The 22,903-nt window shown below is 60.2% G+C and carries 23 protein-coding genes; 13 read left to right on the forward strand and 10 right to left on the reverse strand.

The genetic code is table 11. The features are described from left to right. The first annotated feature begins 3 nt into the window (after window positions 1–3). A complete protein-coding gene (locus tag IM303_RS06375) occupies window positions 4–1,428 on the forward strand; it encodes a 6-phospho-beta-glucosidase (protein ID WP_193359730.1) in 1,425 nt (474 codons plus the stop codon). A gap of 79 nt (window positions 1,429–1,507) precedes the next feature. On the opposite strand, the gene hycI is transcribed toward IM303_RS06375, so the two are convergent. The 9 genes from hycI to hycA all read right to left on the reverse strand — a co-directional run bounded on the left by hycI (window position 1,508) and on the right by hycA (window position 9,289). Then, the gene (gene hycI / locus IM303_RS06380; RefSeq protein ID WP_192971687.1) at window positions 1,508–1,963 is read right to left on the reverse strand and encodes a hydrogenase maturation peptidase HycI; all 456 of its coding nucleotides are present in this window, start codon (window positions 1,961–1,963) and stop codon (window positions 1,508–1,510) included. Beyond that, the gene (locus IM303_RS06385; protein ID WP_028014209.1) at window positions 1,956–2,366 is read right to left on the reverse strand and encodes a formate hydrogenlyase maturation HycH family protein; all 411 of its coding nucleotides are present in this window, start codon (window positions 2,364–2,366) and stop codon (window positions 1,956–1,958) included. Before IM303_RS06385 ends, hycI begins: the two co-directional genes overlap by 8 nt. Beyond that, a complete protein-coding gene (locus IM303_RS06390; protein ID WP_028014210.1) occupies window positions 2,363–3,130 on the reverse strand; it encodes an NADH-quinone oxidoreductase subunit B family protein in 768 nt (255 codons plus the stop codon). The genes IM303_RS06385 and IM303_RS06390 overlap by 4 nt, the downstream gene beginning before the upstream one ends. Then, window positions 3,130–3,672, reverse strand: a complete 543-nt coding sequence (locus tag IM303_RS06395; RefSeq protein WP_193359731.1) for a formate hydrogenlyase complex iron-sulfur subunit — start codon at window positions 3,670–3,672, stop codon at window positions 3,130–3,132. Before IM303_RS06395 ends, IM303_RS06390 begins: the two co-directional genes overlap by 1 nt. A gap of 9 nt (window positions 3,673–3,681) precedes the next feature. Beyond that, the gene (gene hycE, locus IM303_RS06400) at window positions 3,682–5,391 is read right to left on the reverse strand and encodes a formate hydrogenlyase subunit HycE (protein ID WP_063451860.1); all 1,710 of its coding nucleotides are present in this window, start codon (window positions 5,389–5,391) and stop codon (window positions 3,682–3,684) included. Between the two features lie 15 nt (window positions 5,392–5,406). Next, entirely contained in the window at window positions 5,407–6,330 is a 924-nt protein-coding gene (locus tag IM303_RS06405; RefSeq protein ID WP_045629931.1) for a respiratory chain complex I subunit 1 family protein, read from the reverse strand. Window position 6,331: 1 nt separating this feature from the next. Next, entirely contained in the window at window positions 6,332–8,146 is a 1,815-nt protein-coding gene (gene hycC, locus IM303_RS06410; protein ID WP_193359732.1) for a formate hydrogenlyase subunit 3, read from the reverse strand. Next, window positions 8,143–8,751, reverse strand: a complete 609-nt coding sequence (locus IM303_RS06415) for a 4Fe-4S dicluster domain-containing protein (RefSeq protein WP_193359733.1) — start codon at window positions 8,749–8,751, stop codon at window positions 8,143–8,145. Before IM303_RS06415 ends, hycC begins: the two co-directional genes overlap by 4 nt. Before the next feature lie 73 nt (window positions 8,752–8,824). Continuing rightward, entirely contained in the window at window positions 8,825–9,289 is a 465-nt protein-coding gene (gene hycA / locus IM303_RS06420; RefSeq protein WP_193359734.1) for a formate hydrogenlyase regulator HycA, read from the reverse strand. 211 nt (window positions 9,290–9,500) lie between these two features. On the opposite strand from hycA, the gene hypA reads away from it, so the two are divergent. From hypA to IM303_RS06470, 10 genes are all read left to right on the forward strand, one after another. Further along, entirely contained in the window at window positions 9,501–9,851 is a 351-nt protein-coding gene (hypA, locus tag IM303_RS06425; RefSeq protein ID WP_028014217.1) for a hydrogenase maturation nickel metallochaperone HypA, read from the forward strand. A 3-nt stretch (window positions 9,852–9,854) separates the two neighbouring features. Further along, on the forward strand, window positions 9,855–10,718 hold the full coding sequence (gene hypB / locus IM303_RS06430; RefSeq protein ID WP_193359735.1) for a hydrogenase nickel incorporation protein HypB: 864 nt from the start codon (window positions 9,855–9,857) through the stop codon (window positions 10,716–10,718). Further along, on the forward strand, window positions 10,709–10,981 hold the full coding sequence (locus IM303_RS06435; RefSeq protein WP_100170788.1) for a HypC/HybG/HupF family hydrogenase formation chaperone: 273 nt from the start codon (window positions 10,709–10,711) through the stop codon (window positions 10,979–10,981). Before hypB ends, IM303_RS06435 begins: the two co-directional genes overlap by 10 nt. A 3-nt stretch (window positions 10,982–10,984) precedes the next feature. Next, a complete protein-coding gene (hypD, locus tag IM303_RS06440; RefSeq protein WP_192971682.1) occupies window positions 10,985–12,106 on the forward strand; it encodes a hydrogenase formation protein HypD in 1,122 nt (373 codons plus the stop codon). Next, on the forward strand, window positions 12,103–13,113 hold the full coding sequence (hypE, locus tag IM303_RS06445) for a hydrogenase expression/formation protein HypE (RefSeq protein ID WP_192971681.1): 1,011 nt from the start codon (window positions 12,103–12,105) through the stop codon (window positions 13,111–13,113). The genes hypD and hypE overlap by 4 nt, the downstream gene beginning before the upstream one ends. Before the next feature lie 63 nt (window positions 13,114–13,176). Further along, the gene (gene flhA / locus IM303_RS06450; protein ID WP_048960095.1) at window positions 13,177–15,249 is read left to right on the forward strand and encodes a formate hydrogenlyase transcriptional activator FlhA; all 2,073 of its coding nucleotides are present in this window, start codon (window positions 13,177–13,179) and stop codon (window positions 15,247–15,249) included. A gap of 151 nt (window positions 15,250–15,400) precedes the next feature. Continuing rightward, the gene (locus IM303_RS06455; protein WP_028014223.1) at window positions 15,401–16,399 is read left to right on the forward strand and encodes an ABC transporter substrate-binding protein; all 999 of its coding nucleotides are present in this window, start codon (window positions 15,401–15,403) and stop codon (window positions 16,397–16,399) included. Further along, window positions 16,399–17,436 carry an iron ABC transporter permease gene (locus tag IM303_RS06460; protein ID WP_028014224.1) on the forward strand — a complete coding sequence of 346 codons (1,038 nt, stop codon included), beginning with the start codon at window positions 16,399–16,401 and terminating at the stop codon, window positions 17,434–17,436. The genes IM303_RS06455 and IM303_RS06460 overlap by 1 nt, the downstream gene beginning before the upstream one ends. Continuing rightward, window positions 17,436–18,197 carry an ABC transporter ATP-binding protein gene (locus IM303_RS06465; RefSeq protein ID WP_048960092.1) on the forward strand — a complete coding sequence of 254 codons (762 nt, stop codon included), beginning with the start codon at window positions 17,436–17,438 and terminating at the stop codon, window positions 18,195–18,197. Before IM303_RS06460 ends, IM303_RS06465 begins: the two co-directional genes overlap by 1 nt. A gap of 16 nt (window positions 18,198–18,213) precedes the next feature. Next, complete coding sequence (locus IM303_RS06470; protein WP_193359736.1) at window positions 18,214–19,434, forward strand: MFS transporter; 1,221 nt, start codon at window positions 18,214–18,216, stop codon at window positions 19,432–19,434. Window positions 19,435–19,439: 5 nt separating this feature from the next. Here the strand turns inward: IM303_RS06470 and IM303_RS06475 are convergent, their stop codons facing one another. Next, window positions 19,440–19,784, reverse strand: a complete 345-nt coding sequence (locus IM303_RS06475; RefSeq protein ID WP_028014227.1) for a nitrous oxide-stimulated promoter family protein — start codon at window positions 19,782–19,784, stop codon at window positions 19,440–19,442. 175 nt (window positions 19,785–19,959) lie between these two features. On the opposite strand from IM303_RS06475, the gene IM303_RS06480 reads away from it, so the two are divergent. Together IM303_RS06480 and mutS are read left to right on the forward strand one after the other, a co-directional pair. Continuing rightward, window positions 19,960–20,190: a SymE family type I addiction module toxin gene (locus IM303_RS06480; protein ID WP_028014228.1), complete on the forward strand. Its 231-nt coding sequence runs from the start codon at window positions 19,960–19,962 to the stop codon at window positions 20,188–20,190. Between the two features lie 113 nt (window positions 20,191–20,303). After that, window positions 20,304–22,865, forward strand: coding sequence for a DNA mismatch repair protein MutS (gene mutS / locus IM303_RS06485; protein ID WP_045261242.1), 2,562 nt, complete (start codon window positions 20,304–20,306; stop codon window positions 22,863–22,865). Window positions 22,866–22,903 lie beyond the last annotated feature (38 nt).

Raw genomic sequence — 22,903 nt, forward strand, 5'->3', positions numbered from 1 at the left:
AGAATGTCTGTTTTTCCACAAGGATTTTTATGGGGCGGCGCGCTTGCCGCCAACCAGAGTGAAGGTGCTTACCGTGAAGGCGGCAAAGGACTGACGACGGTCGATATGATCCCCCACGGCGCGCATCGCCTGGCGGTGAAGGTCGGTCAGGAAAAGCGTTTTTCGCTGCGTGACGATGAGTTTTACCCGAGCCATGAAGCGATTGATTTTTACCATCGCTATAAAGAGGACATCGCCCTGATGGCGGAGATGGGCTTTACGGTGTTCCGCACCTCGATTGCCTGGAGCCGCCTCTACCCGAACGGCGACGAGCCGTTGCCGAACAAAGAGGGCATCGCCTTCTACCGCGCGGTGTTCGAGGAGTGTAAAAAGTACAACATTGAGCCGCTGGTAACGCTCTGCCACTTCGACGTGCCGATGCACCTGGTGACGGAGTACGGCTCCTGGCGCAACCGTAAGATGGTCGATTTCTTCGCCCGCTACGCCCGCACCTGCTTCGAGGAATTTAACGGGCTGGTGAAATACTGGCTGACCTTCAACGAAATCAACATCATGCTGCACAGCCCGTTCTCCGGCGCGGGGCTGGTGTTTGAGGAAGGTGAAAACGAGGATCAGGTGAAATACCAGGCCGCACACCACGAACTGGTGGCGAGCGCTCTGGCGACCAAAATTGCCCACGAGGTGAACCCGGAAAACCAGGTCGGCTGCATGCTGGCAGGCGGAAATTTCTACCCGTACTCCTGCAAGCCGGAAGACGTGTGGATGGCGCTGGAGAAAGACCGCGAGAACCTGTTCTTTATCGACGTGCAGGCGCGCGGCAGCTATCCGGCCTACTCTGCCCGCGTGTTCCGCGAAAAAGGCGTGGTGATTGTGAAAGATCCCGGCGACGACGAACTGCTGAAAAACACCGTCGACTTTGTCTCGTTCAGCTATTACGCCTCGCGCTGCGCGTCGGCGGACATGAACGCGGGCAACACCAGCGCGGCAAACATCGTGAAGTCCCTGCGTAACCCGCATATTCAGGTAAGCGAGTGGGGCTGGGGCATCGATCCGCTCGGCCTGCGCATCACCATGAACATGATGTACGACCGCTACCAGAAGCCGCTGTTCCTGGTGGAAAACGGCCTGGGAGCGAAGGACGTCGTTGATGAAAACGGCGAGATCAACGACGACTATCGCATCAGCTATCTGCGCGAGCATATCCGCGCGATGGGCGATGCGATTGAGGACGGCGTGCCGCTGATGGGCTACACCACCTGGGGCTGCATCGACCTGGTGTCGGCCTCAACGGGCGAGATGAGCAAGCGCTACGGGTTTGTGTACGTTGACCGCGACGACGCCGGGAACGGCACGCTGGACCGCAAGCGCAAGAAGTCGTTCTGGTGGTATAAGAAGGTGATTGCGAGTAACGGGGCGGATCTGGAGTAGCCAGTTGCCCGGTGGCGCTGCGCTTACCGGGCCTACGGTTTTGTAGGCCCGGTAAGGCGTAGCCGCCACCCGGCACTGCTCAGAGCGGAGAAAACCCTCCATCCCCAACCCACCCCGCCAGCCGCGAATACACCTCTTCCACCGCCGCCTTCACCGGCGGCATCATCGGGTAATAAAAGCCGACAATGTCCGGCTGAATACCCAAAAACAGCACCTCGCCCACGTCGTCTTTAATCTGATCGACCAGGTAGTTCAGCGGCATATTGTGGGTGGTCATCATAAACATCTCGGCGATGTCGTCCGGATCAATCAGGCGGATCTCGCCCGGGTTGAGCCCCATATCGGTGGCATCGACGATTAGCAGCCTTTCCGGGTGCAGCTCGCGAATGGCGACCACATCGTTTTCCGGCGCGGTACCGCCGTCGATTACCACCCAATCGCCCTGCGGGTTCGCGGCGCACATCTCCGCCAGAAGCGGGCCCGCGCCGTCGTCGCCCATCATGCTGTTGCCGACACACAGTAAAACGTCAGTCACGTAATCTCCTCACCATCAGGTAGATGGCGCTCTCCTGATGAATATCGTGCAGCATGCCGAGCAGCGTTTTGCTCCACGCCTGCTGCGCCGGGGTTTGCCTGCCGAGCGCCGCGTCAAAGGCGTTGGCGAGCATCGTGATATGGTTGGCGTCGATAACGATCTCGCCGTACTTCGGCACGCCCTCCATCTTGCGCCGCGCGGTGCTGCCCTCCTCCAGCGTGGCGATCCACGCCAGGTATTCCGTCCACGGGCAGGTTAGCGCCGCCTCCAGACAGTCGATCACCCCGAGGTGGTGCCCAATCGCCAGGCTGTAATAGACCACCTGCTGCGCCGCATCCGGCGTGGCATCGTTCTCATCAATAAACTTACGGCTCAGCTGGCTGAACACCACCGTTTCACTCATCGGATACGCGCCTCATCCACAATGCTGTTCAGGTTCGCCACGATCTCATTGAGACGCGGATCGTTTTCCGCCTCCAGCCAGCGCGCCACCTGATGGTCGCCCTGGCTCAGCAGGCGCAGGTAATCGTCGGCAATCTGGCGACCGTAGCGATAGCCCGCCAGCCTGCGCGCCGTGCGGTCCACCTTCACGCGCAGCGGCTGGACCATGTCCGGATGCAGAATGGCCGCGGGCTGGTTGTCGATCTCGCCAGGTGCGCGGGCGTGGATCTTCTGCTCCAGCAGGCCGAGCGCCATCGCAAAGCCGTACAGCGTGGCGGCAGGCGTCGGCGGGCAGCCCGGAATATAGACATCCACCGGCACGATTTTGTCGGTGCCGCCCCAGACGCAGTAAAGATCGTGGAAGATGCCGCCGCTGTTGCCGCAGGCGCCGTAGGAGATGCAGATTTTCGGATCCGGCGCGGACTGCCAGGCGCGCAGCGCGGGCGATCGCATGGCGCGGGTCACCGCCCCGGTAAACAGCAGAATGTCCGCATGACGCGGGGACGGTACCACTTTGATGCCGAAGCGCTCGGCGTCAAATAGCGGCGACAGGGTGGCGAAGATCTCGATCTCACAGCCGTTGCAGCCGCCGCAGTCCACGCGGTAGACGTAGGCCGAGCGTTTGATTTTTTTCAGTAGCGACGCTTTCATGCTGGCGATGGACTCCTCCACCGTCAGCGGCACCGGAATGCCGTTATCGTCGCGCGGGCCGAGTAAGTTTTCCATCAGCTGGCCTCTCTCATATGGCGGGTAATATCAATGCGGTCAGACGGCAACAGGCATTTCTGGCGCTTACACTCCGGGCAGGTTTCGAAGCTTTCGCGGTGATGCTCTGCGCGGGCGTCGCCGTTGTGCTGCAGCAGCGCGATGGCGTAGTCGATCTCTTTTTGCACGGCGAACGGACGCTTGCAGACGCGGCAATTGCACAGCGCGAAGCGCGACTGCTGGAGAAAATCCTCTTTTTTCCACACCGCCAGTTCGTACTCCTGGGAAAGTCGAATGGCGACCGTCGGGCAGACCTCCTCGCAGCGGCCGCAGAAGATGCAGCGCCCGAGGTTAAACTGCCAGGCCAGCTCGCTGGTTTTGAGGTCCGTTTCCACCGTTAAGGCGTTCGACGGGCAGGCGTTGACGCAGGCCGCGCAGCCGATGCACTGCTGCGGGTTGTGCTCCGGCTTGCCGCGAAAGTTTTTATCCACCGGGATCGGCTCCAGCGGATAGCTGCTGGTCTGCGCGCCGGTTTTGATCACTTTTTTGATAAAGGTAAACATGGCGTGTCCTTATTTCAGCGGCGAGTTCTTGCGCTCGATGCTGTAGCGCTCAAGCTCTTTGTACGGCACCACCTGGCTTTTCTTCTTGCGCACGTCCACCACCGTCATGCGGTCGGTGCAGGAGTAGCACGGATCGAGGCTGCCGATGATCAGCGGCGCGTCAGAGACCGTGTTACCGCGCAGCATATAGCGCAGGGTAGGCCAGTTGGCGTAGGTCGCCGCGCGACAGCGCCAGCGGTAGAGCTTCTGATTGTCGCCGGTCATGCTCCAGTGGATATCATCCCCTCGCGGCGCTTCGGCAAAGCCGAGGGCAAAGCGGTTTGGAATGTAGGTGAAGCCCTCCACCATCAGCGGACCGCCCGGCAGGTTATCGAGGCCAAAGTCAATCATGTTCAGGGCGGTGTAGACCTCGTTGATACGCACCTTGAGGCGAGAAATAACATCGCAGCCCTGTTCGCTGTGCACGGTCATCGGCAGCAGGCCGTAGCCGACGAACGGGTGATCGGCGCGGGTGTCGCGGGCGTGGCCGCTGGCGCGCACCATCGGGCCGACATTGCTGAAGTCGCGGGCAATTTCCGGATCGAGGCGACCAATCCCGACGGTGCGCTGCTCGATGTTTGGCGTGCTGAGCAGCATGTCCACCAGCTCCTGCACGTCCCGACGCATCTGCTGCGCCAGCTGGCGGGTCTTGATCATGTCGTCTTTCAGCAGGTCGCGGCGGATCCCGCCGATCAGATTCAGGCCGTAAGTTTTACGCGCCCCGGTGAGAATTTCCGCCATCTTCATCGACGCTTCGCGCACGCGGAAGAACTGCATAAACCCGGAGTCAAAGCCGACGAAGTGGCAGGCCAGGCCGAGGTTCAGCAGGTGCGAGTGCAGGCGCTCCACCTCCAGCAGAATGGCGCGGATCATCTGCGCGCGCTCCGGCACCACGATCCCCATGCCGTTCTCCACCGAGGTGGTGTAGGCGGTGCTGTGGGCGAAGCCGCAGATGCCGCACACGCGGTCTGAGAGGAACGTGACCTCGTTGTAGCCCATGCGGGTTTCCGCCAGCTTCTCCATGCCGCGGTGGACGTAGAACAGGCGGTAGTCGGCGTCGATGATATTTTCGCCGTCGACGAACAGGCGGAAGTGGCCCGGTTCGTCGGAGGTGACGTGCAGCGGGCCGATCGGCACTACGTTGTTCTTCTTGCTGCCCAGCTCGTTGATGAACTCGTAGGTTTCGCTGTCGGTGGTCGGGGCCGGACGCTGGCGGTAATCCATGCTGTCCTTGCGCAGCGGATAGAGTTCATCCGGCCAGTCGTCCGGCAGCACCAGACGACGCTCGTCCGGCAGGCCGACCGGCACCAGGCCGTACATGTCGCGCACCTCGCGCTCACCCCAGACGGCGGCAGGAACGCGCGGCGTCACGGACGGGTATTCCGGCTTATTCGGGTCGACTTCGACGCGCACGGTGAGCCAGCACTTCTCGCCCTGCTCCATCGACATCACGTAGTACACCGCGTAGTTACCGCACAGCTGGCGCTCGTCGTTGCCGAACAGCACCGACAGCCAGCCGCCCTGCCGGTAGTAAAGAAACTCCACCACTTCCGGCAGGTAGTTCACCTTCACGGTAATGGTGATCTGATCTTTGGTTTGCCAGGACTCCTCCAGCACCACGCCGGGGAAAGCCTGATGCAACGCGGCGAGATACTGCTGACCTTTCTTTTCTTCAGACATAAACACTCTCTTTAATCACGCCACCAGCAAGGAGACGAACGCTAAAAATGCAAAACCAAAACCGGCCCAGGTGATGCGCGAGGTTGCCGCAAAACGCAGGCGCGCCATGCTGTTTTCAAACAGGGCGATGACCAGCGCGCCGACCAGCAGCTTGAGGGCGGCCACCACCACGGCCAGCAGCAGGCCGCCTGCAGAGAAGTGCGTCATCTGCCCCCACGGGAAGAAAACGCCAACAAACATCTGCAACACCACCAATTGCTTAAGGCTGATGCCCCACTTCAGCACCGCGAAGCCGTAGCCGCTGTACTCGGTAAGCGGCCCTTCCTGTAGCTCCTGCTCCGCTTCCGCGAGATCGAACGGCAGCTTGCCCATCTCAATAAACGTGGCGAACGCGCAGGCGCAGAGTGCCAGCACGAGCGGGATGGAGCGGGCCACCGGCCAGTGGTAAACGGTGTCGGTGATAAAACTGATGTGGGTCGAACCTGCAACCTGCGCGGCTACCCACAGCCCCAGCAGCAGGATCGGCTCCACCAGCACGCCGAGCATCGCCTCGCGGCTGGCGCCGATGCCGGTAAACGGGCTGCCGGTGTCCAGGCCCGCAATCGCAAAGAAGAAGCGCGCGATGGCGAAGAGGTAGATGAGCGTAATCAGATCGCCGAGCACCGGCAGCGGCGAGCCTACCGTGACCACCGGCAGCGCGGTGGCGATGGTGAGCATCACGCCGACCATCACGAACGGCGTCAGGCGGAACACCCAGCCCGCGGCATCCGGCGCGACGCTCTGGCGGGAGAGCAGCTTGAAGAGATCGCGGTACTCCTGGAGCACGCCGGGCCCGCGACGGTTGTGCATTCGGGCGCGCGCCACGCGCGTGATGCCCGACAGCAGCGGCGCGGCGGCGAACAGCACCAGCGCCTGAAGAATTGCCAGTAACAGACTCATGTCAGGCTCCTCGTGAAATCACAATCACCACCAGCACCGCCAGCTCGATCAGCGCCAGCCGGCGGAACAGCACGGGCACGGCAGCACTCTGCCAGCCCGGCACCCAGCCCTGCGGGTTAAGCCACTGGCGCAGCTTCAGCACGGCGGCGAAGTTCTCCTTCACCGGCATGGCAAAACCGTGGGCGGTGATAACCATTGACGGCTCGTGTTCATAACCGCAGGCCCACGCCGCGCCGCGAGAGCGGGAGGCGAGACGGTCGCGTCTGAAGAACAGCATCAGCACGAACGGCAGGAGCGGCCCGGCGATCAGCAGCAGCGCAATCATCGGCTGGGAGACAACGGTATGCGCCGTCGCCAGCGGCAGCGGAACGGCGTGGCCCAGCAGCGGCAGCAGCCACGGCGCGGCAACCCCACCCGCAATGCAGCACAGCGCCAGCGCGACCACGCTGGTGGCCATCAGTACCGGGGCGCAGCAGGCGTTTTCCGCTTCACGGGTACGCGGCGCGCCGAGGAAGGTGACGCCGTAGACCTTCGCCATGCACATCACCGCCAGCGCCCCGGTAATCGCCAGGCCCACCGCCAGCAGCGGGCCGAGCAGCCGCGCGATAAACGCGTCGCTTTGGCCGAGCGCGAAGAAGGACTGATAGATCACCCACTCCCCGGCAAAGCCGTTCAGCGGCGGCAGCGCGGCCATCGCCATCAGCCCCACCAGCATGGCGAGTGAAATCATCGGCATCTTTTTGCCAATCCCACCGAGCTTTTCGATATCGCGATGGCCGGTGCGGAACCAGACGCTGCCCGCGCCGAGGAACAGAGTGGTTTTAAACAGGCTATGGTTGACGAGGTGATACAGACCGCCGATAAACCCGGCGGCAATCAGCGCCGGCTGGTTGAGCGCCAGCCCGGTGACGCCCGCGCCCATGCCGAGCAGGATGATGCCGATGTTTTCCAGGGTGTGATAGGCCAGCAGACGCTGGATGTTGTGCTCCATCAGGGCGTACAGCCCGCCGACAAAGGCGGTGATCATCCCCGCAATCAGCAGCGCTACCCCCCACCACAGCGGCGGCTGACCGCCCGTCAGGGTAATCGTCAGGATACCGAACAGACCGACCTTCATTACCACCGTCGAAAACAGCGCGGCGGCGGGCGCAGAGGCATTCGCGTGCGCCTGCGGGACCCAACCGTGCAGCGGGATAATCCCGGCCAGCAGGCCAAAGCCGACTGTGCCCAGCAGCCAGACGTCGTTCCCCAGCGGCTGGCCGTTGAGCGCGGCAAAGTCCAGGGTGCCGAAACGCTGCCACACCAGCCAGCAGGCCAGCGCCAGCAGCAGCGTGCCGAGGCGTCCGAGCGCAAACCATAGCTTGCTGGAGGCGCTGCAGCCGGTCAGGAACACGCCACACAGCGCCATGATCTCCGCCATCACCACCAGCGCGCCGAGGTTGCTGGCGATAACCGTGCAGACCGCGGCGGCCATCAGCAGATTGACCAGCAGGCCGTTGGCTTTGGTCTGCTGATGGCGGTGCCAGTCAATATTGAACAGGCTGATAAACAGCCCGCACAGGCCAAAGGTCACCAGCCAGATGGCGTTCAGCGGCGTAATCGCCACGGTATGGCGAATCAGCGGCATGAGTGTTTCCACGGATTGTCCGCCGAGCAGGACGACACCGCCCGCCGCCAGCGTCATCAGGCTGCCGACCGCCCCGCCGATACCGGCTATCCAGCCGCTCAGGTTTTTATGGAAAGAGAACACCAGCGCCAGCGCGGCGGCAGCGGCAAAGTACGCCACGGCGCTGTTAATCATAAATATCACGTTCATTTCGCCCCCTCGTTTAGCACCTGCAGAAGCGAAAGATCGCCGACGTCGGTATTAATGGTCAGCTCGCGCTTGCGCCTGCTGGTGCGGGCGATATCGCGGATGTTAACCAGGATCAGCGCTTTGGTCGGGCAGGTCCGCACGCAGGCCGGGCCCTGTTCGTCAAAGCTGCACAGGTCGCACTTCACCGCAATAGCGCGGATGCCGGGCACCCAGTCCAGCAGCGTGCTCACGCGTGCCGGAGCCGGTGCCGCAGGCGGCGCTTTCGGGGTATTGGCGTTCGCCGGGATATGCAGCGGGCGGCTGCCGGAGAATTCAATGGCACCGAACGGGCAGGCGATGCCGCACAGCTTGCAGCTCACGCACAGGCTTTCGTTCAGCTGGACCGCGCCATCGACGCGGGTGATGGCATTGACGGGACAGACGCCCGCGCACGGGGCATCTTCACAGTGGTGGCAGAGCTGCGGGGCAGACTCTTTCTCATTACGCATGACGCGCAGGCGCGGCATGGACTGCAGCCCGTGCAGGCGGTGCGTTTCCGAACACGCCGCCTCACAGGTCCGACAGCCAATACAGACCGTCGAGTCAGCAATTACAAAACGGTTCACCGGGCAATCCTCTGGTGATGGTCATTTTTGACGACGAGAAACTGTCTCATCGACACTTTTCGACATTCGGTTATCAGGCAAGATTTGCGGGGGCCTTTCCCACGACGAGCTGTTTGAGGTCGACCGGCAAGTCGTGCTCAACCGCGGCGTAGAGACCGTTGTAAACCGGCGCGATTTTCTCCAGATAGTGCTCAAGCACCTGCTGGCGATCGCGGTTGCTGACGTAGCCGTCGACCATGCCGTCGGCCATCAGCTGCGCCTGCGCAATACGTTGTTTTTCACCCTCTTTATTCTCAACGTAGTACTCGATGGTGTGGCTGTTAAAGCTGTCTGCCAGGGCCACAAAGACCGTGAAATGACCGAACAGGACAAAGCGCATATCCCCCTGCGCCGCACAGCTCATTGCATGATGCAGTCGGGCTTTTGACAGGGTGATCCCCTGAACCAGAGAGTTACAGTAGAGGTGCCACTGATCCTGAAGCTGCTGGTGGCGCTGCGCGATGTAATCCGCTTTTTCGCTAATTTCCCAAATAGTCATAGAAGGTATCCGGTTAATGGAGATAGCGGCTGTTAAGCAGATTCCGTGCCAGTTTTTAATTTGTTGATTTAAATAATTTTTATAAAAAAAGACACTGTCAACGCCGCCGTGTCGACGTGTCATTTCGACAGCGCTGACATCGTCACGCCGTAACGCAAAACAAGCTGGCACCGTTATTGCATTTACTGGCGCAAATCATTGAGGAGGCGTCATGCACGAAATCACCCTCTGCCAGCGGGCTCTGGAACTTATCGAACAGCAGGCAGTGCAAAACCACGCGAAGCGCGTCACCGGCGTCTGGCTGAAGGTCGGGGCGTTTTCCTGCGTCGAGACCAGCGCCCTGAACTTTTGTTTTGAGCTGGTGTGCCGCGGCACGCTGGCGGAAGGCTGCGCGCTGCATATCGACGAGCAGCAGGCGGAGTGCTGGTGCGAGCAGTGCCAGCAGTACGTCACCCTGCTCTCATCAAAGGTTCAGCGCTGCCCGCAGTGTCAGAGCACGGGTCTTCGCATCGTGGCGGATGACGGTATGCAGATCCAACGCCTCGAAATCGAGAAGGAGTAATGTATGTGTAGCACCTGCGGTTGCGCCGAAGGCAACCTGTATATAGAAGGGGATGAACACCGTCCCCACTCCGCGTTTCGCTCCGCGCCCTTTTCCCCTGCCCCGCGTCCTGCGGCGGCCCTGACCGGCATCACTTTTGCGCCGCAGCGTTCCGACGCGGGCGATCTGCATTACGGCCACGGCGAAGCGGGTACCCACGCGCCGGGCATAAGCCAGCGCCAGATGCTGGAGGTGGAGATCGACGTGCTGGACAAAAATAACCAGATCGCCGCCCGCAACCGCGCCCGCTTTGCCGCGCGTCAACTGCTGGTGCTGAACCTGGTCTCCAGCCCCGGCTCCGGCAAAACCACGCTGCTGACCGAAACGCTCACGCGCCTGAACCAACGCGTCTCCTGCGCGGTTATCGAAGGCGATCAGCAAACCGTTAACGACGCGGCGCGCATCCGCGAAACCGGGACGCCCGCCATCCAGGTTAACACCGGCAAGGGCTGCCACCTGGATGCGCAGATGATTGCCGACGCCGCCCCTCGCCTGCCGCTGGCGGATAACGGCATCCTGTTTATCGAAAACGTCGGTAACCTGGTCTGCCCGGCAAGCTTCGACCTCGGCGAACAGCATAAAGTGGCGGTGCTCTCCGTGACCGAAGGGGAGGACAAGCCGCTGAAGTACCCGCACATGTTCGCCGCCGCCTCCCTCATGCTGCTGAACAAAGTCGATCTGCTGCCCTACCTGAACTTCGACGTGGATAAGTGCCTTGCCTATGCCCGCGAGGTGAACCCGGACATTCACATCCTGCTGGTTTCCGCCACGCGCGGCGACGGCATGGACGCCTGGCTGGACTGGCTGGAGAGCGAACGATGTGCATAGGCGTACCGGGACAAATCCATTCCCTCGACGGCAATCAGGCTAAAGTGGAGGTTTGCGGCATCCTGCGCGACGTCGACCTGACGCTGGTGGGCTGCACGGATGAGACGGGCGCGTCGCGCCTCGGCCAGTGGGTGCTGGTCCACGTGGGGTTTGCGATGAGCGTGATTAACGAAGCGGAAGCCCGCGACACGCTGGACGCGCTGCAAAACATGTTTGACGTGGAGCCGGACGTGGGCGCGCTCCTGTACGGCGAGGAGCGCTAGCCTATGCGTTACGTTGATGAATACCGCGCGCCAGAACAGGTGATGCAGCTTCTCGGACATCTGAAAACGCGCGCGGCGCTGCTGGACTACACGAACGAAAGGCCGCTGCGGATCATGGAGGTGTGCGGCGGGCACACGCACGCCATCTTCAAGTTTGGCCTCGACCAGCTGCTGCCGGAGAACATCGAGTTTATTCACGGCCCCGGCTGCCCGGTGTGCGTTTTGCCGATGGGGCGTATCGACAGCTGCATCGAAATTGCCGGCCAGCCCGACGTCATTTTCTGCACGTTTGGCGACGCGATGCGCGTGCCGGGGAAAAACGGCTCGCTGCTGCAGGCGAAGGCGCGCGGCGCGGACGTGCGGATCGTTTACTCGCCGATGGATGCCCTGACGCTGGCAGAGGCTAACCCTGAGCGCAAGGTCGTCTTTTTCGGGCTGGGTTTTGAAACCACCATGCCCGCTACGGCCATCACGCTGCAGCAGGCGAAAGCGCGCAACGTCACTAACTTTTTCTTTTTCTGCCAGCATATTACGCTCATTCCCACGCTGCGCTGCCTGCTCGAAGAGCCAGACAACGGCATCGACGCGTTTCTGGCGCCGGGCCACGTCAGCATGGTGATTGGCACAGACGCCTACGGTTTTATCGCTGATCAGCACAATCGTCCGTTAGTGGTGGCTGGTTTCGAACCGCTTGATCTACTGCAAGGCGTAGCCATGCTGGTTGAGCAGAAAATAGCGTCCCTGAGCGCGGTCGAAAACCAGTACCGCCGCGTGGTGCCCGATGCGGGAAATGAACGGGCGCAGCAGGCGATAGCTGACGTGTTTAGCGTTGAGGGCGACAGCGAGTGGCGCGGGCTGGGGCTGATTGCGGAATCCGGCGTTCGCCTGACGCCTGCCTATCGCGAATTTGATGCCGAAGCGCACTTCCGCCCTCAGCCGCAGCAGGTGTGCGACGATCCCCGGGCCCGCTGCGGCGAGGTGCTTACCGGCAAATGCAAACCTCATCACTGCCCGCTATTTGGCAACACCTGTAACCCGCAAACCGCGTTTGGCGCGCTGATGGTCTCCTCTGAAGGGGCATGCGCCGCGTGGTATCAGTATCGCAACCAGGAGTGTGAAGCATGAACACGGTGGAAATGGCGCACGGAAGCGGTGGACAGGCGATGCAGCAGCTGATTAACAGGCTGTTCATGGAGGCCTTTAATAACCCCTGGCTCGCCGAGCAGGAGGATCAGGCGCGCATCGCGCTCTCAACCCTCACCGCACACGGCGACCGGCTGGCGTTCTCCACCGACAGCTACGTGATTGACCCGCTATTCTTCCCGGGCGGCGATATTGGCAAGCTCGCCGTCTGCGGTACGGCCAACGACGTGGCCGTCAGCGGCGCCATTCCGCGCTACCTCTCCTGCGGATTTATCCTCGAAGAAGGATTACCGATGGAGACGCTTGCGGCAGTGGTCAACAGCATGGCGCACACCGCCCGCGAGGCGGGGATCGCTATCGTCACCGGGGATACCAAAGTGGTCCAGCGCGGCGCGGCGGATAAGCTCTTCATCAACACCGCCGGCATGGGGGCGATCCCTGCCGACATTCACTGGGGCGCGCAACGCCTTAGCGCGGGCGACGTGCTGCTGGTAACCGGCACGCTGGGCTGCCACGGGGCAACCATCCTGAACCTGCGCGAAGGCCTGGGGCTGGACGGCGAGCTTCGCAGCGACTGCGCGGTGCTCACCCCGCTTATCCAGACGCTGCGCGACATGCCGGGCGTCAAAGCCCTGCGCGACGCCACCCGGGGCGGGGTGAATGCCGTTGTCCACGAGTTTGCCGCAAGCAGCGGGTGCGGGATTGAACTGAGCGAGCGCGACCTGCCCGTTAAGCCTGCCGTGCGGGGGCTGTGTGAGCTTTTAGGGCTTGACCCGCTAAACTTTGCCAACGAGGGCAAGCTGGCGATCGGCGTGGAACGTTCGGCGGCGGAAGCCGTACTTGAACAGCTGAGAGCGCATCCCTTAGGGAAAGACGCGGCCATCATTGGCGACGTGGTTGAGCGCAAAGGGGTGCGCCTGACCGGACTTTACGGCGTGAAGCGCACGCTGGACCTGCCGCACGCTGAGCCGTTACCCCGAATTTGCTAGAACCGCACCATAAGTGGTCAGCAGTGAAGTCTCTTTTTTGCCAGTTTCTATTGGAAAGCAATAATGCCGTATACACCGATGAGCGATCTTGGACAGCAGGGCCTGTTTGACATCACGCGCACACTTTTACAACAGCCCGATCTCGGCGCGCTGAGCGATGCCCTGACGCGGCTGGTCAGGCAATCAGCGCTGGCGGACAGCGCGGCGATTGTGCTCTGGCATAGTGGAACGCACCGCGCGAGCTACTATTCCACGCGCGAGAATGGCAAAACGTTTGAATACGAAGACGAAACGTACCTCGCGCACGGCCCGGTGCGCCGCATTCTCTCCCGGCCTGAAGTGCTGCACTGCAATTTTGAAGAGTTTCGGATGGCATGGCCGCGGCTGGCAGAGAGCAATCTCTATCAGCCTTTCGGTCATTACGGCATGCTGCCGCTGGCGGCGGAGGGCCATATTTTTGGCGGCTGCGAGTTTATCCGCAATACCGACCAGCCCTGGAGCGAGGCGGAGTACGAGCGGCTGCACACCTTTGCCCAGATTGTGGCCGTCGTCGCGGAGCAGATCCAAAGCCGCGTCACCAATAACGTGGATTACGACCTGCTGAGCCGCGAGCGCGATAACTTCCGCATTCTGGTCGCCATCACCAACGCCGTACTCTCAAGACTCGACATGGACGAGCTGGTCAGCGAAGTCGCCAAGGAGATCCACCACTATTTCAGGATCGACGCCATCAGCATCGCGCTACGCGGGAACCGCAAAGGCAAGCTGAACATCTACTCCACCCACTATCTTGATGAGGCCAATCCGGCGCACGAGCAGAGCGAGGTGGACGAAGCGGGCACCCTTTCTGAGCGGGTATTTAAAAGCAAAGAGATCCTGCTGCTGAATCTTAGCGAGCAGGACCCGGTGGCGCCGTACGAGCGGATGCTGTTTAACACCTGGGGCAACAAAATTCAGACCCTGTGCCTGCTGCCGCTGATGTCCGGCAGTACCATGCTTGGGGTGCTCAAACTGGCGCAGTGCGATGAAGCCGTGTTTACCACCGCCAACCTGAAGCTGCTGCGCCAGATCGCCGAGCGTATTTCCATCGCGCTGGATAACGCCCTCGCCTATCAGGAGATCCACCGCCTGAAAGAGCGGCTGGTGGACGAAAACCTGGCCCTGACCGAACAGCTCAACAACGTGGACAGCGAGTTTGGCGAAATCATCGGGCGCAGCGATGCCATGTACAGCGTCCTCAAGCAGGTGGAAATGGTGGCCCAGAGCGACAGCACGGTGCTGATCCTCGGTGAAACCGGCACCGGGAAAGAGCTGATTGCCCGGGCGATCCATAACCTGAGTAACCGCAACAGCCGCCGGATGGTGAAGATGAACTGCGCGGCGATGCCAGCTGGCTTGCTGGAAAGCGACCTCTTCGGCCACGAGCGCGGCGCCTTTACCGGCGCCAGCAGCCAGCGGCTTGGCCGTTTCGAACTGGCGGATAAAAGCTCGCTGTTCCTCGACGAAGTGGGCGATATGCCGCTGGAGCTGCAGCCCAAGCTGCTGCGCGTTTTGCAGGAGCAGGAGTTTGAGCGCCTCGGCAGCAACAAGCTGATCCAGACCGACGTGCGGCTGATTGCCGCCACCAACCGCGACCTGAAAAAGATGGTCGCCGACCGCGAGTTTCGCAGCGATCTCTACTATCGCCTGAACGTCTTTCCGATCTGCCTGCCGCCGCTACGCGAGCGCCCGGAAGATATTCCGCTGCTGGTGAAGGCCTTTACCGCGAAGATTGCCCGCCGGATGGGGAGGAATATCGACAGTATTCCCGCCGAAACGCTACGTACCCTCTCGTCGATGGAGTGGCCCGGCAACGTGCGCGAGCTGGAAAACGTCATTGAGCGCGCGGTGCTGCTGACGCGCGGGAACGTCCTTCAGCTCTCTTTGCCTGAAGTCTCCCTTCAGGAAGCCCCCACGCTTTCGGCAGAAGTCGCGCAGGAAGGCGAAGATGAATATCAGCTGATATTGCGCGTGCTGAAAGAGACCAACGGCGTGGTAGCCGGACCGAAGGGCGCAGCTCAGCGACTGGGGCTGAAACGCACTACCCTGCTCTCTCGCATGAAGCGTCTGGGAATCGATAAAGAGAGCCTGCTTTAACCCGTCATTCCGGCGCCGCTTATGGCGCCGCTTTTCGTCACCCTGCGCAATTGTCCCTCATTGACACAATATATTTTCCTCTGTATAAAATTCCGCCTTAATAATGCGTTTCATTTGCATCAAAAATAATATTAATGAAGGGTAGCGTTTCATGAAGAAGGTCATCTGCGCGTTAGGCCTGGCGATTGCGTCGGTCAGTTCTGCTCTGGCAACCACATATCCTCTGACGATTGAAAACTGTGGCTATAAAGAGACATTCACTAAAGCGCCGGAACGCGTCGTGGCCCTCGGTCAGAACACCGTGGAAATTTTGCTCCTGCTGGGGCTGGAAGATAAGGTCAAGGCCAGTGCCTTCTGGCCGACCAAAGTGCTGCCGCAGCTGGCTGAGCAGAATGCAAAAATCAAAACCCTGACCGTCGAAATTCCGACTCTTGAATCCATCCTTGCGCAAAACCCCGATTTTGTTCCTGCCCAGCTGCCGCTGCTGCTTGGGCCGGAAAGTAAGGTCGCAAAACGTGAAGATCTGGCTACCGTCGGCGTGAACAGCTATTTATCTCCAGGCATGTGCGCCACCAAAAAAGCGGCAGGCGATATGTACGGCAGCCGCCAGACGCTGTGGGATATGACGTACCTTTATAAAGAGATTGAAGATTTCGCGAAGATTTTTAACGTTGAAGCGCGCGGCCAGGCCGTTATCGCTGATTTCAAAAAACGTGAGGCCGACCTGCGTCAGGAATTTGGTAAAAACAAAAAAGATCTCTCGTTTGTTTTCTGGTTCTCAAGCGCCTCGCCTTCGGCAGATGCCTATGTCGGCGGGAAAAACAGCGCCTCCGGTTTTATTGCTAACGTGCTGGGTGGCCATAACGCCATTACCGCTGAGACCGAATGGCCGACCGTCGGCTGGGAAAGTATTATTGCCGCGAACCCTGATGTGATTGTCGTCTCCAGTCTGGACCGCAACCGCTGGGCGCTGGATAACGCGGATGAGAAAATCAAATTCCTGAAAAGCGATCCTGCCGTGAGCCAGCTTGATGCCGTCAAAAAAGGCCATATCGTGGTGATGGACGGTCAGGCGATGAACCCGACGATTCGTACGATTTACGGTGCTGAACAGGTGGGTGAACAGCTCAGAAAACTGGGGCTGAACTGATGACGGCAGCCGTACTTCAGGCCCGCCAGGGCCTGATCCTGACCACTTCCGCTCTGCTTGCCGTTGTCCTGCTGTTTTTAGTGATTGCTCTTGGCGTCAGCGTCGGCGAGCTGTCGATTCCGCTGTCCAACGTCTTTTACGCTATTGGTAATAAGCTGGGGCTGACCGACGTTCCGCTCAACCGCATCTATGAGAGCGTAATCTGGGACTTTCGCCTGAGCCGCGCGCTGGTGGCGGCCTGCTGCGGAGCCGGTTTAGCCATCTGCGGGGCCGTGCTGCAAAGCCTGCTGAAGAACGCGCTGGCGGAACCCTACGTGCTCGGCGTGTCGGCGGGTGCCTCAACCGGGGCGGTGTCGGTCGTCGTCCTGGGCATCGGCACCGGCGCGGTGTCGCTCTCTGCGGGCGCGTTTGCCGGGGCGTTCGCCGCCTTTGCGTTTGTCGCCTTTCTGACGAACGGCGCGCGCGGCGGCAATGAACGCACCATTCTGGCAGGCGTTGCTGCATCTCAGCTTTTCAATGCCATTACCGCCTACACCATCAGCACCTCCGCCAGCGCGCAGCAGGCGCGCGACGTGATGTTCTGGCTGCTGGGCAGCTTTAGCGGCGTGCGTTGGCCGGAATTCCAGCTGGCGCTGGTTGTCGTGCTGGCGGGCCTTGCCGTCTGCCTCTACTATTCCCGGGCGCTGGACGCCTTTACCTTTGGTGATGACGCGGCTGCCTCTTTAGGCATTGCCGTGCCCTGGGTGCGTCTTGCCCTGTTTACCACCACGGCCCTGATCACCGCGACCATCGTCAGCATGGCGGGCTCAATCGGCTTTGTAGGGCTGGTGGTGCCGCACGTTATGCGCTTCCTGTTCGGGCCGCTGCACCGCACGCTGCTGATTGCCAGCGCGCTGGCGGGGGCGATCCTGATGGTGCTGGCCGATATCGCCTCGCGGATGCTGATTGCGCCGCAGAGCCTGCCCGTCGGCGTGGTCACCGCGCTGGTGGGCGTACCTTTCTTTGCCGTGATTATCTACCGTTCAAGGAATAAGTGATGAGTATCTGCGCTGAAAATATTACCTGGAAGGTAGGCAAAAAAGTTATCGTCAATGGTGTCTCGCTGAAGGTTTCACGCGGCGAAACGGTGGGTTTGCTTGGTCCTAACGGCTGCGGCAAATCGTCCCTTTTGCGTATCCTGGCAGGCCTGCGTCGCCCGGATGCGGGCAGCGTGACCCTGGACGGGCAGGACATTTCCCGCATCGCCAAAAAGCAACTTGCCCGCCGGGTGGCGTTCGTTGAGCAGCACGGGATGACCGACGCCAATATGCGCGTGCGCGACGTGGTCAAACTTGGACGTATTCCGCACCACTCCCCTTTTTCTAACTGGAGCGCGCAGGATGACGACACCGTCACCGCGGCTCTGCAGCGTGTCGATATGCTGGACCGCAGCGAGCAGGGCTGGCTGAGCCTGTCCGGCGGCGAGCGTCAGCGGGTGCATATTGCCCGCGCGCTGGCGCAAACGCCAACCGAAATCCTGCTGGATGAACCGACCAACCACCTGGATATCCATCATCAGATGCAGCTGATGCAGTTGATCAGCCAATTACCCGTTACCAGTATCGTCGCCATCCACGATCTCAACCACGCTTCAATGTTCTGCGACTCGCTGATTGTGATGCAGAAAGGGCAAATTGTGGCGACCGGAACGCCGCAGGACATCTTATCCGAGTCATTGCTCTGGGATGTCTTCCGGGTCAAAACCAAAATTGAGATCTCGCCGTTTCATGGCAAAAAGCACATTCACTTTATCGTTTAGGGACGAGTGATCGACAATGACCCTTCGCCCCGCCACCACGCTCTGGCCGCCCGTTTTACTGGGTAGCCAGTTTGTTTTTAACATTGGTTTTTACGCCGTCGTTCCCTTCCTGGCGATATTTCTGCGTGACGACATGCTGCTCTCCGGCGGGCTCATCGGGCTGATCCTGGGCCTGCGCACGTTCTCGCAGCAGGGGATGTTTATCGTTGGCGGTGCGCTCTCGGACCGGTTTGGCGCGAAGGTCATCATCCTCAGCGGCTGCATAGTTCGTGTTTCAGGCTATCTGCTTCTGGCCTTCGGGGGATCGCTGTGGCCGATTATTCTGGGCGCGTGTCTGACGGGCGTCGGCGGCGCGTTATTTTCTCCCTCAATTGAGGCTCTGCTGGCGAAAGCGGGTACCCACAGCGAGGCGAAAGGGAAACGAAGCCGGGCGGAGTGGTTTGCGCTCTTTGCCGTCTGCGGGGAGCTCGGCGCGGTACTGGGCCCGGTTGCTGGCGCTCTGCTAACGGGGCTTGGCTTCCGCCAGGTGGCGCTGGCGGGGGCAGGCGTCTTTATCATTGCGCTAGTGGTGCTTTACTTCTGTCTGCCTGCTGCCGGGCAACGTTCACAGAAGATAAAAATAGTGCCCTGGTGGACGACGTTCCGCCAGCAGCGCTTTGTCGCCTTTATCATTGCCTACAGCTCCTGGCTGTTAAGCTACAACCAGCTCTATCTGGCGCTGCCGGTGGAGATCCAGCGCTCCGGCGGTAACGAGAAAGATCTCGGCCCGCTTTTTATGCTGGCCTCCGTTCTGATCATTACCTTACAGCTGCCGCTGGCGCGTTTCGCCCGACGCGTGGGCGCGGTGAACATTCTTCCGGTGGGCTTTTTGCTGCTTTCCGCCGCCTTTGCGAGCGTGGCAATGTTTGCGGCAACAGAACCGCCTGAGGGCTGGCTGCGGCTTCTGCCCTCGGTCTCGTTTGTCACGCTGCTGACGCTGGGGCAGATGCTGCTGGTGCCCTCGGCAAAAGATCTCATTCCGCGGTTCGCCGATGAATCCACGCTGGGCGCGCACTATGGCGCACTCTCCACCGCCGGAGGTATTGCGGTACTGGCTGGAAATTTGTTATTTGGCAGCCTGCTGGATCGCGCGCTGGTGCCTTCAACGCAGGCGATTTATCCGTGGCTGCTGCTGGCGCTCTTTCCACTCTGCAGCGCGCTGGCCCTGAACGTGATTTGCCGCCCGCTACGAAGCTGATCGGTTCACTTTTTCGGGCGATACTTCTCCGGCAGTTCCGGCACCGGACGACGGTCATCCATCAGATGGAGGACGGTCAGAATGGGGTGACGCCATAACATACGCGGGCCTGCCCAGCGCATAATCTGCTTCATCTCTTCACGTCTGGCAGGCTGGTAGCAGTGCACCGGGCATTGTTTACAGGCGGGCTTTTCTTCACCAAAAACGCACTTATCCAGGCGCTTATCAGCATACGCGTTGAGCGCCTGATAATGCCCCGCTTCCTGAGAAGCCTGTGGACACTGCTTTGCGTACAACGCGATCATTTTCGCGATGGTCTCTTTTTCACGTGATATGCGTTTACCGGTCATTGCGACTTACCAAATAATAAGATGTATCAATAATACACTTTAAAACTGTGGATTTCAGGTGTTGCATTCCGTTTTCTGAAGCCTGATTCCACTATTAACCCTGCACCTCCTGAAAATCACTGGTATTTTATACAGGCATCAGGAATGACCGTTGTCCGTATAGTCTGGAGACCCTATGAAAGAGATCGCGATCGGCAAACCCTACCGCCATTTAAAAGTGGGATATTTCAGAAAACGTCACGAGGATCGAAAAACGAAGATACCAAAGCGATACAGCGTGCATGCGGCGCTGAGCTTAAAAGGAGACTGGCTTGAAAAGGCGGGCTTTACCACCAACTCCCAGGTCAGGGTGGACGTTGAGCATGGAAAAATCGTCATTGAGTTAATGTCTGAAGGTGCCTCGTAAAGCCGCCACATTTTTCTGCGCCGTACCTTTTTTTCATGCGACAATAGAACGAACAAACGGCCAATGAGCCGCTCAAAACGGTTTATTTTCAAAGAAATGGACATCATAACTCCATGAGCACAATCGACAATTTCGACGCACATACGCCGATGATGCAGCAGTACCTGAAGCTGAAGGCACAGCATCCGGAAATCCTGCTGTTTTACCGCATGGGCGATTTTTACGAGCTGTTTTATGACGATGCTAAACGTGCCTCGCAGTTGCTCGACATCTCGCTAACCAAACGTGGCGCATCCGCAGGCGAGCCCATCCCGATGGCCGGTATCCCGCACCACGCGGTTGAAAACTATCTGGCCAAGCTGGTGAATCAGGGTGAGTCCGTTGCCATCTGCGAACAAATCGGCGATCCGGCAACCTCGAAAGGCCCGGTTGAGCGTAAAGTCGTGCGCATCGTCACGCCAGGCACCATCAGTGATGAAGCCCTGCTTCAGGAGCGCCAGGATAACCTGCTGGCGGCGCTGTGGCAGGACGGCAAAGGGTTTGGCTACGCCACGCTGGACATCAGCTCCGGGCGTTTTCGCCTGAGTGAGCCGGCTGACCGCGAAACGATGGCTGCCGAACTGCAGCGCACCAACCCGGCAGAATTGCTCTACGCCGAAGACTTCGCCGAAATGGCGCTGATTGAAGGCCGTCGCGGATTGCGCCGTCGCCCGCTGTGGGAATTCGAAATTGATACCGCGCGCCAGCAGCTGAACCTGCAGTTCGGTACCCGCGATCTGATTGGCTTTGGCGTGGAAAATGCTCCACGCGGGCTGTGTGCCGCAGGTTGCCTGCTGCAGTACGTGAAAGACACCCAGCGCACCGCCCTGCCGCATATCCGTTCTATCACCATGGAGCGCCAGCAGGACAGCATCATCATGGATGCCGCCACGCGCCGTAACCTGGAGATTACCCAGAACCTGGCAGGTGGCGTTGAAAACACGCTCGCGTCGGTGCTCGACAGCACGGTGACGCCGATGGGCAGCCGCATGCTGAAACGCTGGCTGCATATGCCGATTCGCGATACCGATACGCTGGTTTGCCGCCAGCAGACGATTGCTGCGTTGCAGGATCGCTACACCGAGCTGCAGCCGGTCCTGCGTCAGGTGGGCGATCTGGAACGTATTCTTGCCCGTCTGGCATTGCGCACCGCGCGCCCGCGTGACCTCGCGCGGATGCGTCATGCTTTCCAGCAGCTGCCGGAACTGCGTGCGCAGCTGAGCGACGTTGACAGCGCGCCGGTGCAGAAACTCCGTGAAACGATGGGCGAATTCACCGAGCTTCGCGAGCTGCTGGAGCGCGCCATTATTGATGCCCCTCCGGTTCTGGTGCGCGATGGCGGCGTGATTGCTCCAGGCTACAACGAGGAGCTGGACGAATGGCGCGCGCTGGCCGACGGCGCGACGGACTATCTCGATAAGCTGGAAATTCGCGAACGCGAGCGTCTTGGGCTCGACACGCTGAAAGTGGGGTATAACGCGGTACACGGTTACTACATTCAGATCAGCCGCGGGCAAAGCCATCTGGCGCCGATTCACTACGTACGTCGTCAGACCTTGAAAAACGCCGAGCGTTACATCATTCCCGAGCTGAAAGAGTACGAGGACAAAGTACTCACCTCGAAAGGTAAAGCCCTGGCGCTGGAAAAACAGCTGTATGACGAGCTGTTCGACATGCTGATGCCGCACCTTGCTGACCTGCAGCTCAGCGCCAGCGCGCTGGCGGAGCTGGACGTGCTGGTGAACCTGGCTGAACGGGCTGAAACGCTGAACTATACCTGCCCGACCTTTACCGACAAGCCCGGCATTCGCATTACGGAAGGCCGTCACCCGGTCGTTGAGCAGGTGCTGAACGAACCGTTCATCGCCAACCCGCTGAGCCTGTCGCCGCAGAGAAGAATGCTGATCATTACCGGCCCGAACATGGGTGGTAAGAGTACCTACATGCGCCAGACGGCGCTGATTGCTTTGCTCGCCTATATCGGCAGCTACGTCCCGGCGCAAAAAGTGGAGATTGGCCCCATCGATCGTATCTTCACACGCGTTGGGGCAGCGGACGATCTGGCGAGCGGTCGCTCAACCTTCATGGTCGAGATGACCGAAACGGCTAATATTCTGCATAACGCGACGGAGCACAGCCTGGTGCTGATGGACGAAGTGGGACGCGGAACCTCAACCTATGACGGCCTGTCTCTGGCCTGGGCCTGTGCTGAAAGCCTCGCGAATAAAATCAAGGCCATGACGCTGTTCGCCACCCACTACTTCGAGCTGACGCAACTGCCGGAGAAAATGGAAGGCGTGGCTAACGTTCATCTTGATGCGCTGGAGCACGGCGATACCATTGCCTTTATGCACACGGTGCAGGATGGCGCGGCGAGCAAGAGCTATGGCCTGGCCGTTGCGGCGCTGGCAGGTGTACCAAAAGAGGTGATCAAGCGCGCTCGCCAGAAGCTGCGTGAGCTGGAAAGCCTCTCGCCGAATGCGGCGGCGACGCAGATTGATGGCACCCAGATGTCGCTGTTGGCGCCAGCTGAAGAAACGTCGCCTGCGGTGGAAGCGCTGGAGAACCTCGACCCGGATTCGCTGACGCCGCGTCAGGCGCTGGAGTGGATTTACCGGTTGAAGAGTCTGGTTTAGTTTTCTGCGGTCTGTTTTGTCGGGTGGCGGCTTCGCCT

Source organism: Enterobacter cloacae complex sp. P38RS (assembly GCF_014930775.1).
Taxonomy (GTDB): Bacteria; Pseudomonadota; Gammaproteobacteria; order Enterobacterales; family Enterobacteriaceae; genus Enterobacter; species Enterobacter bugandensis.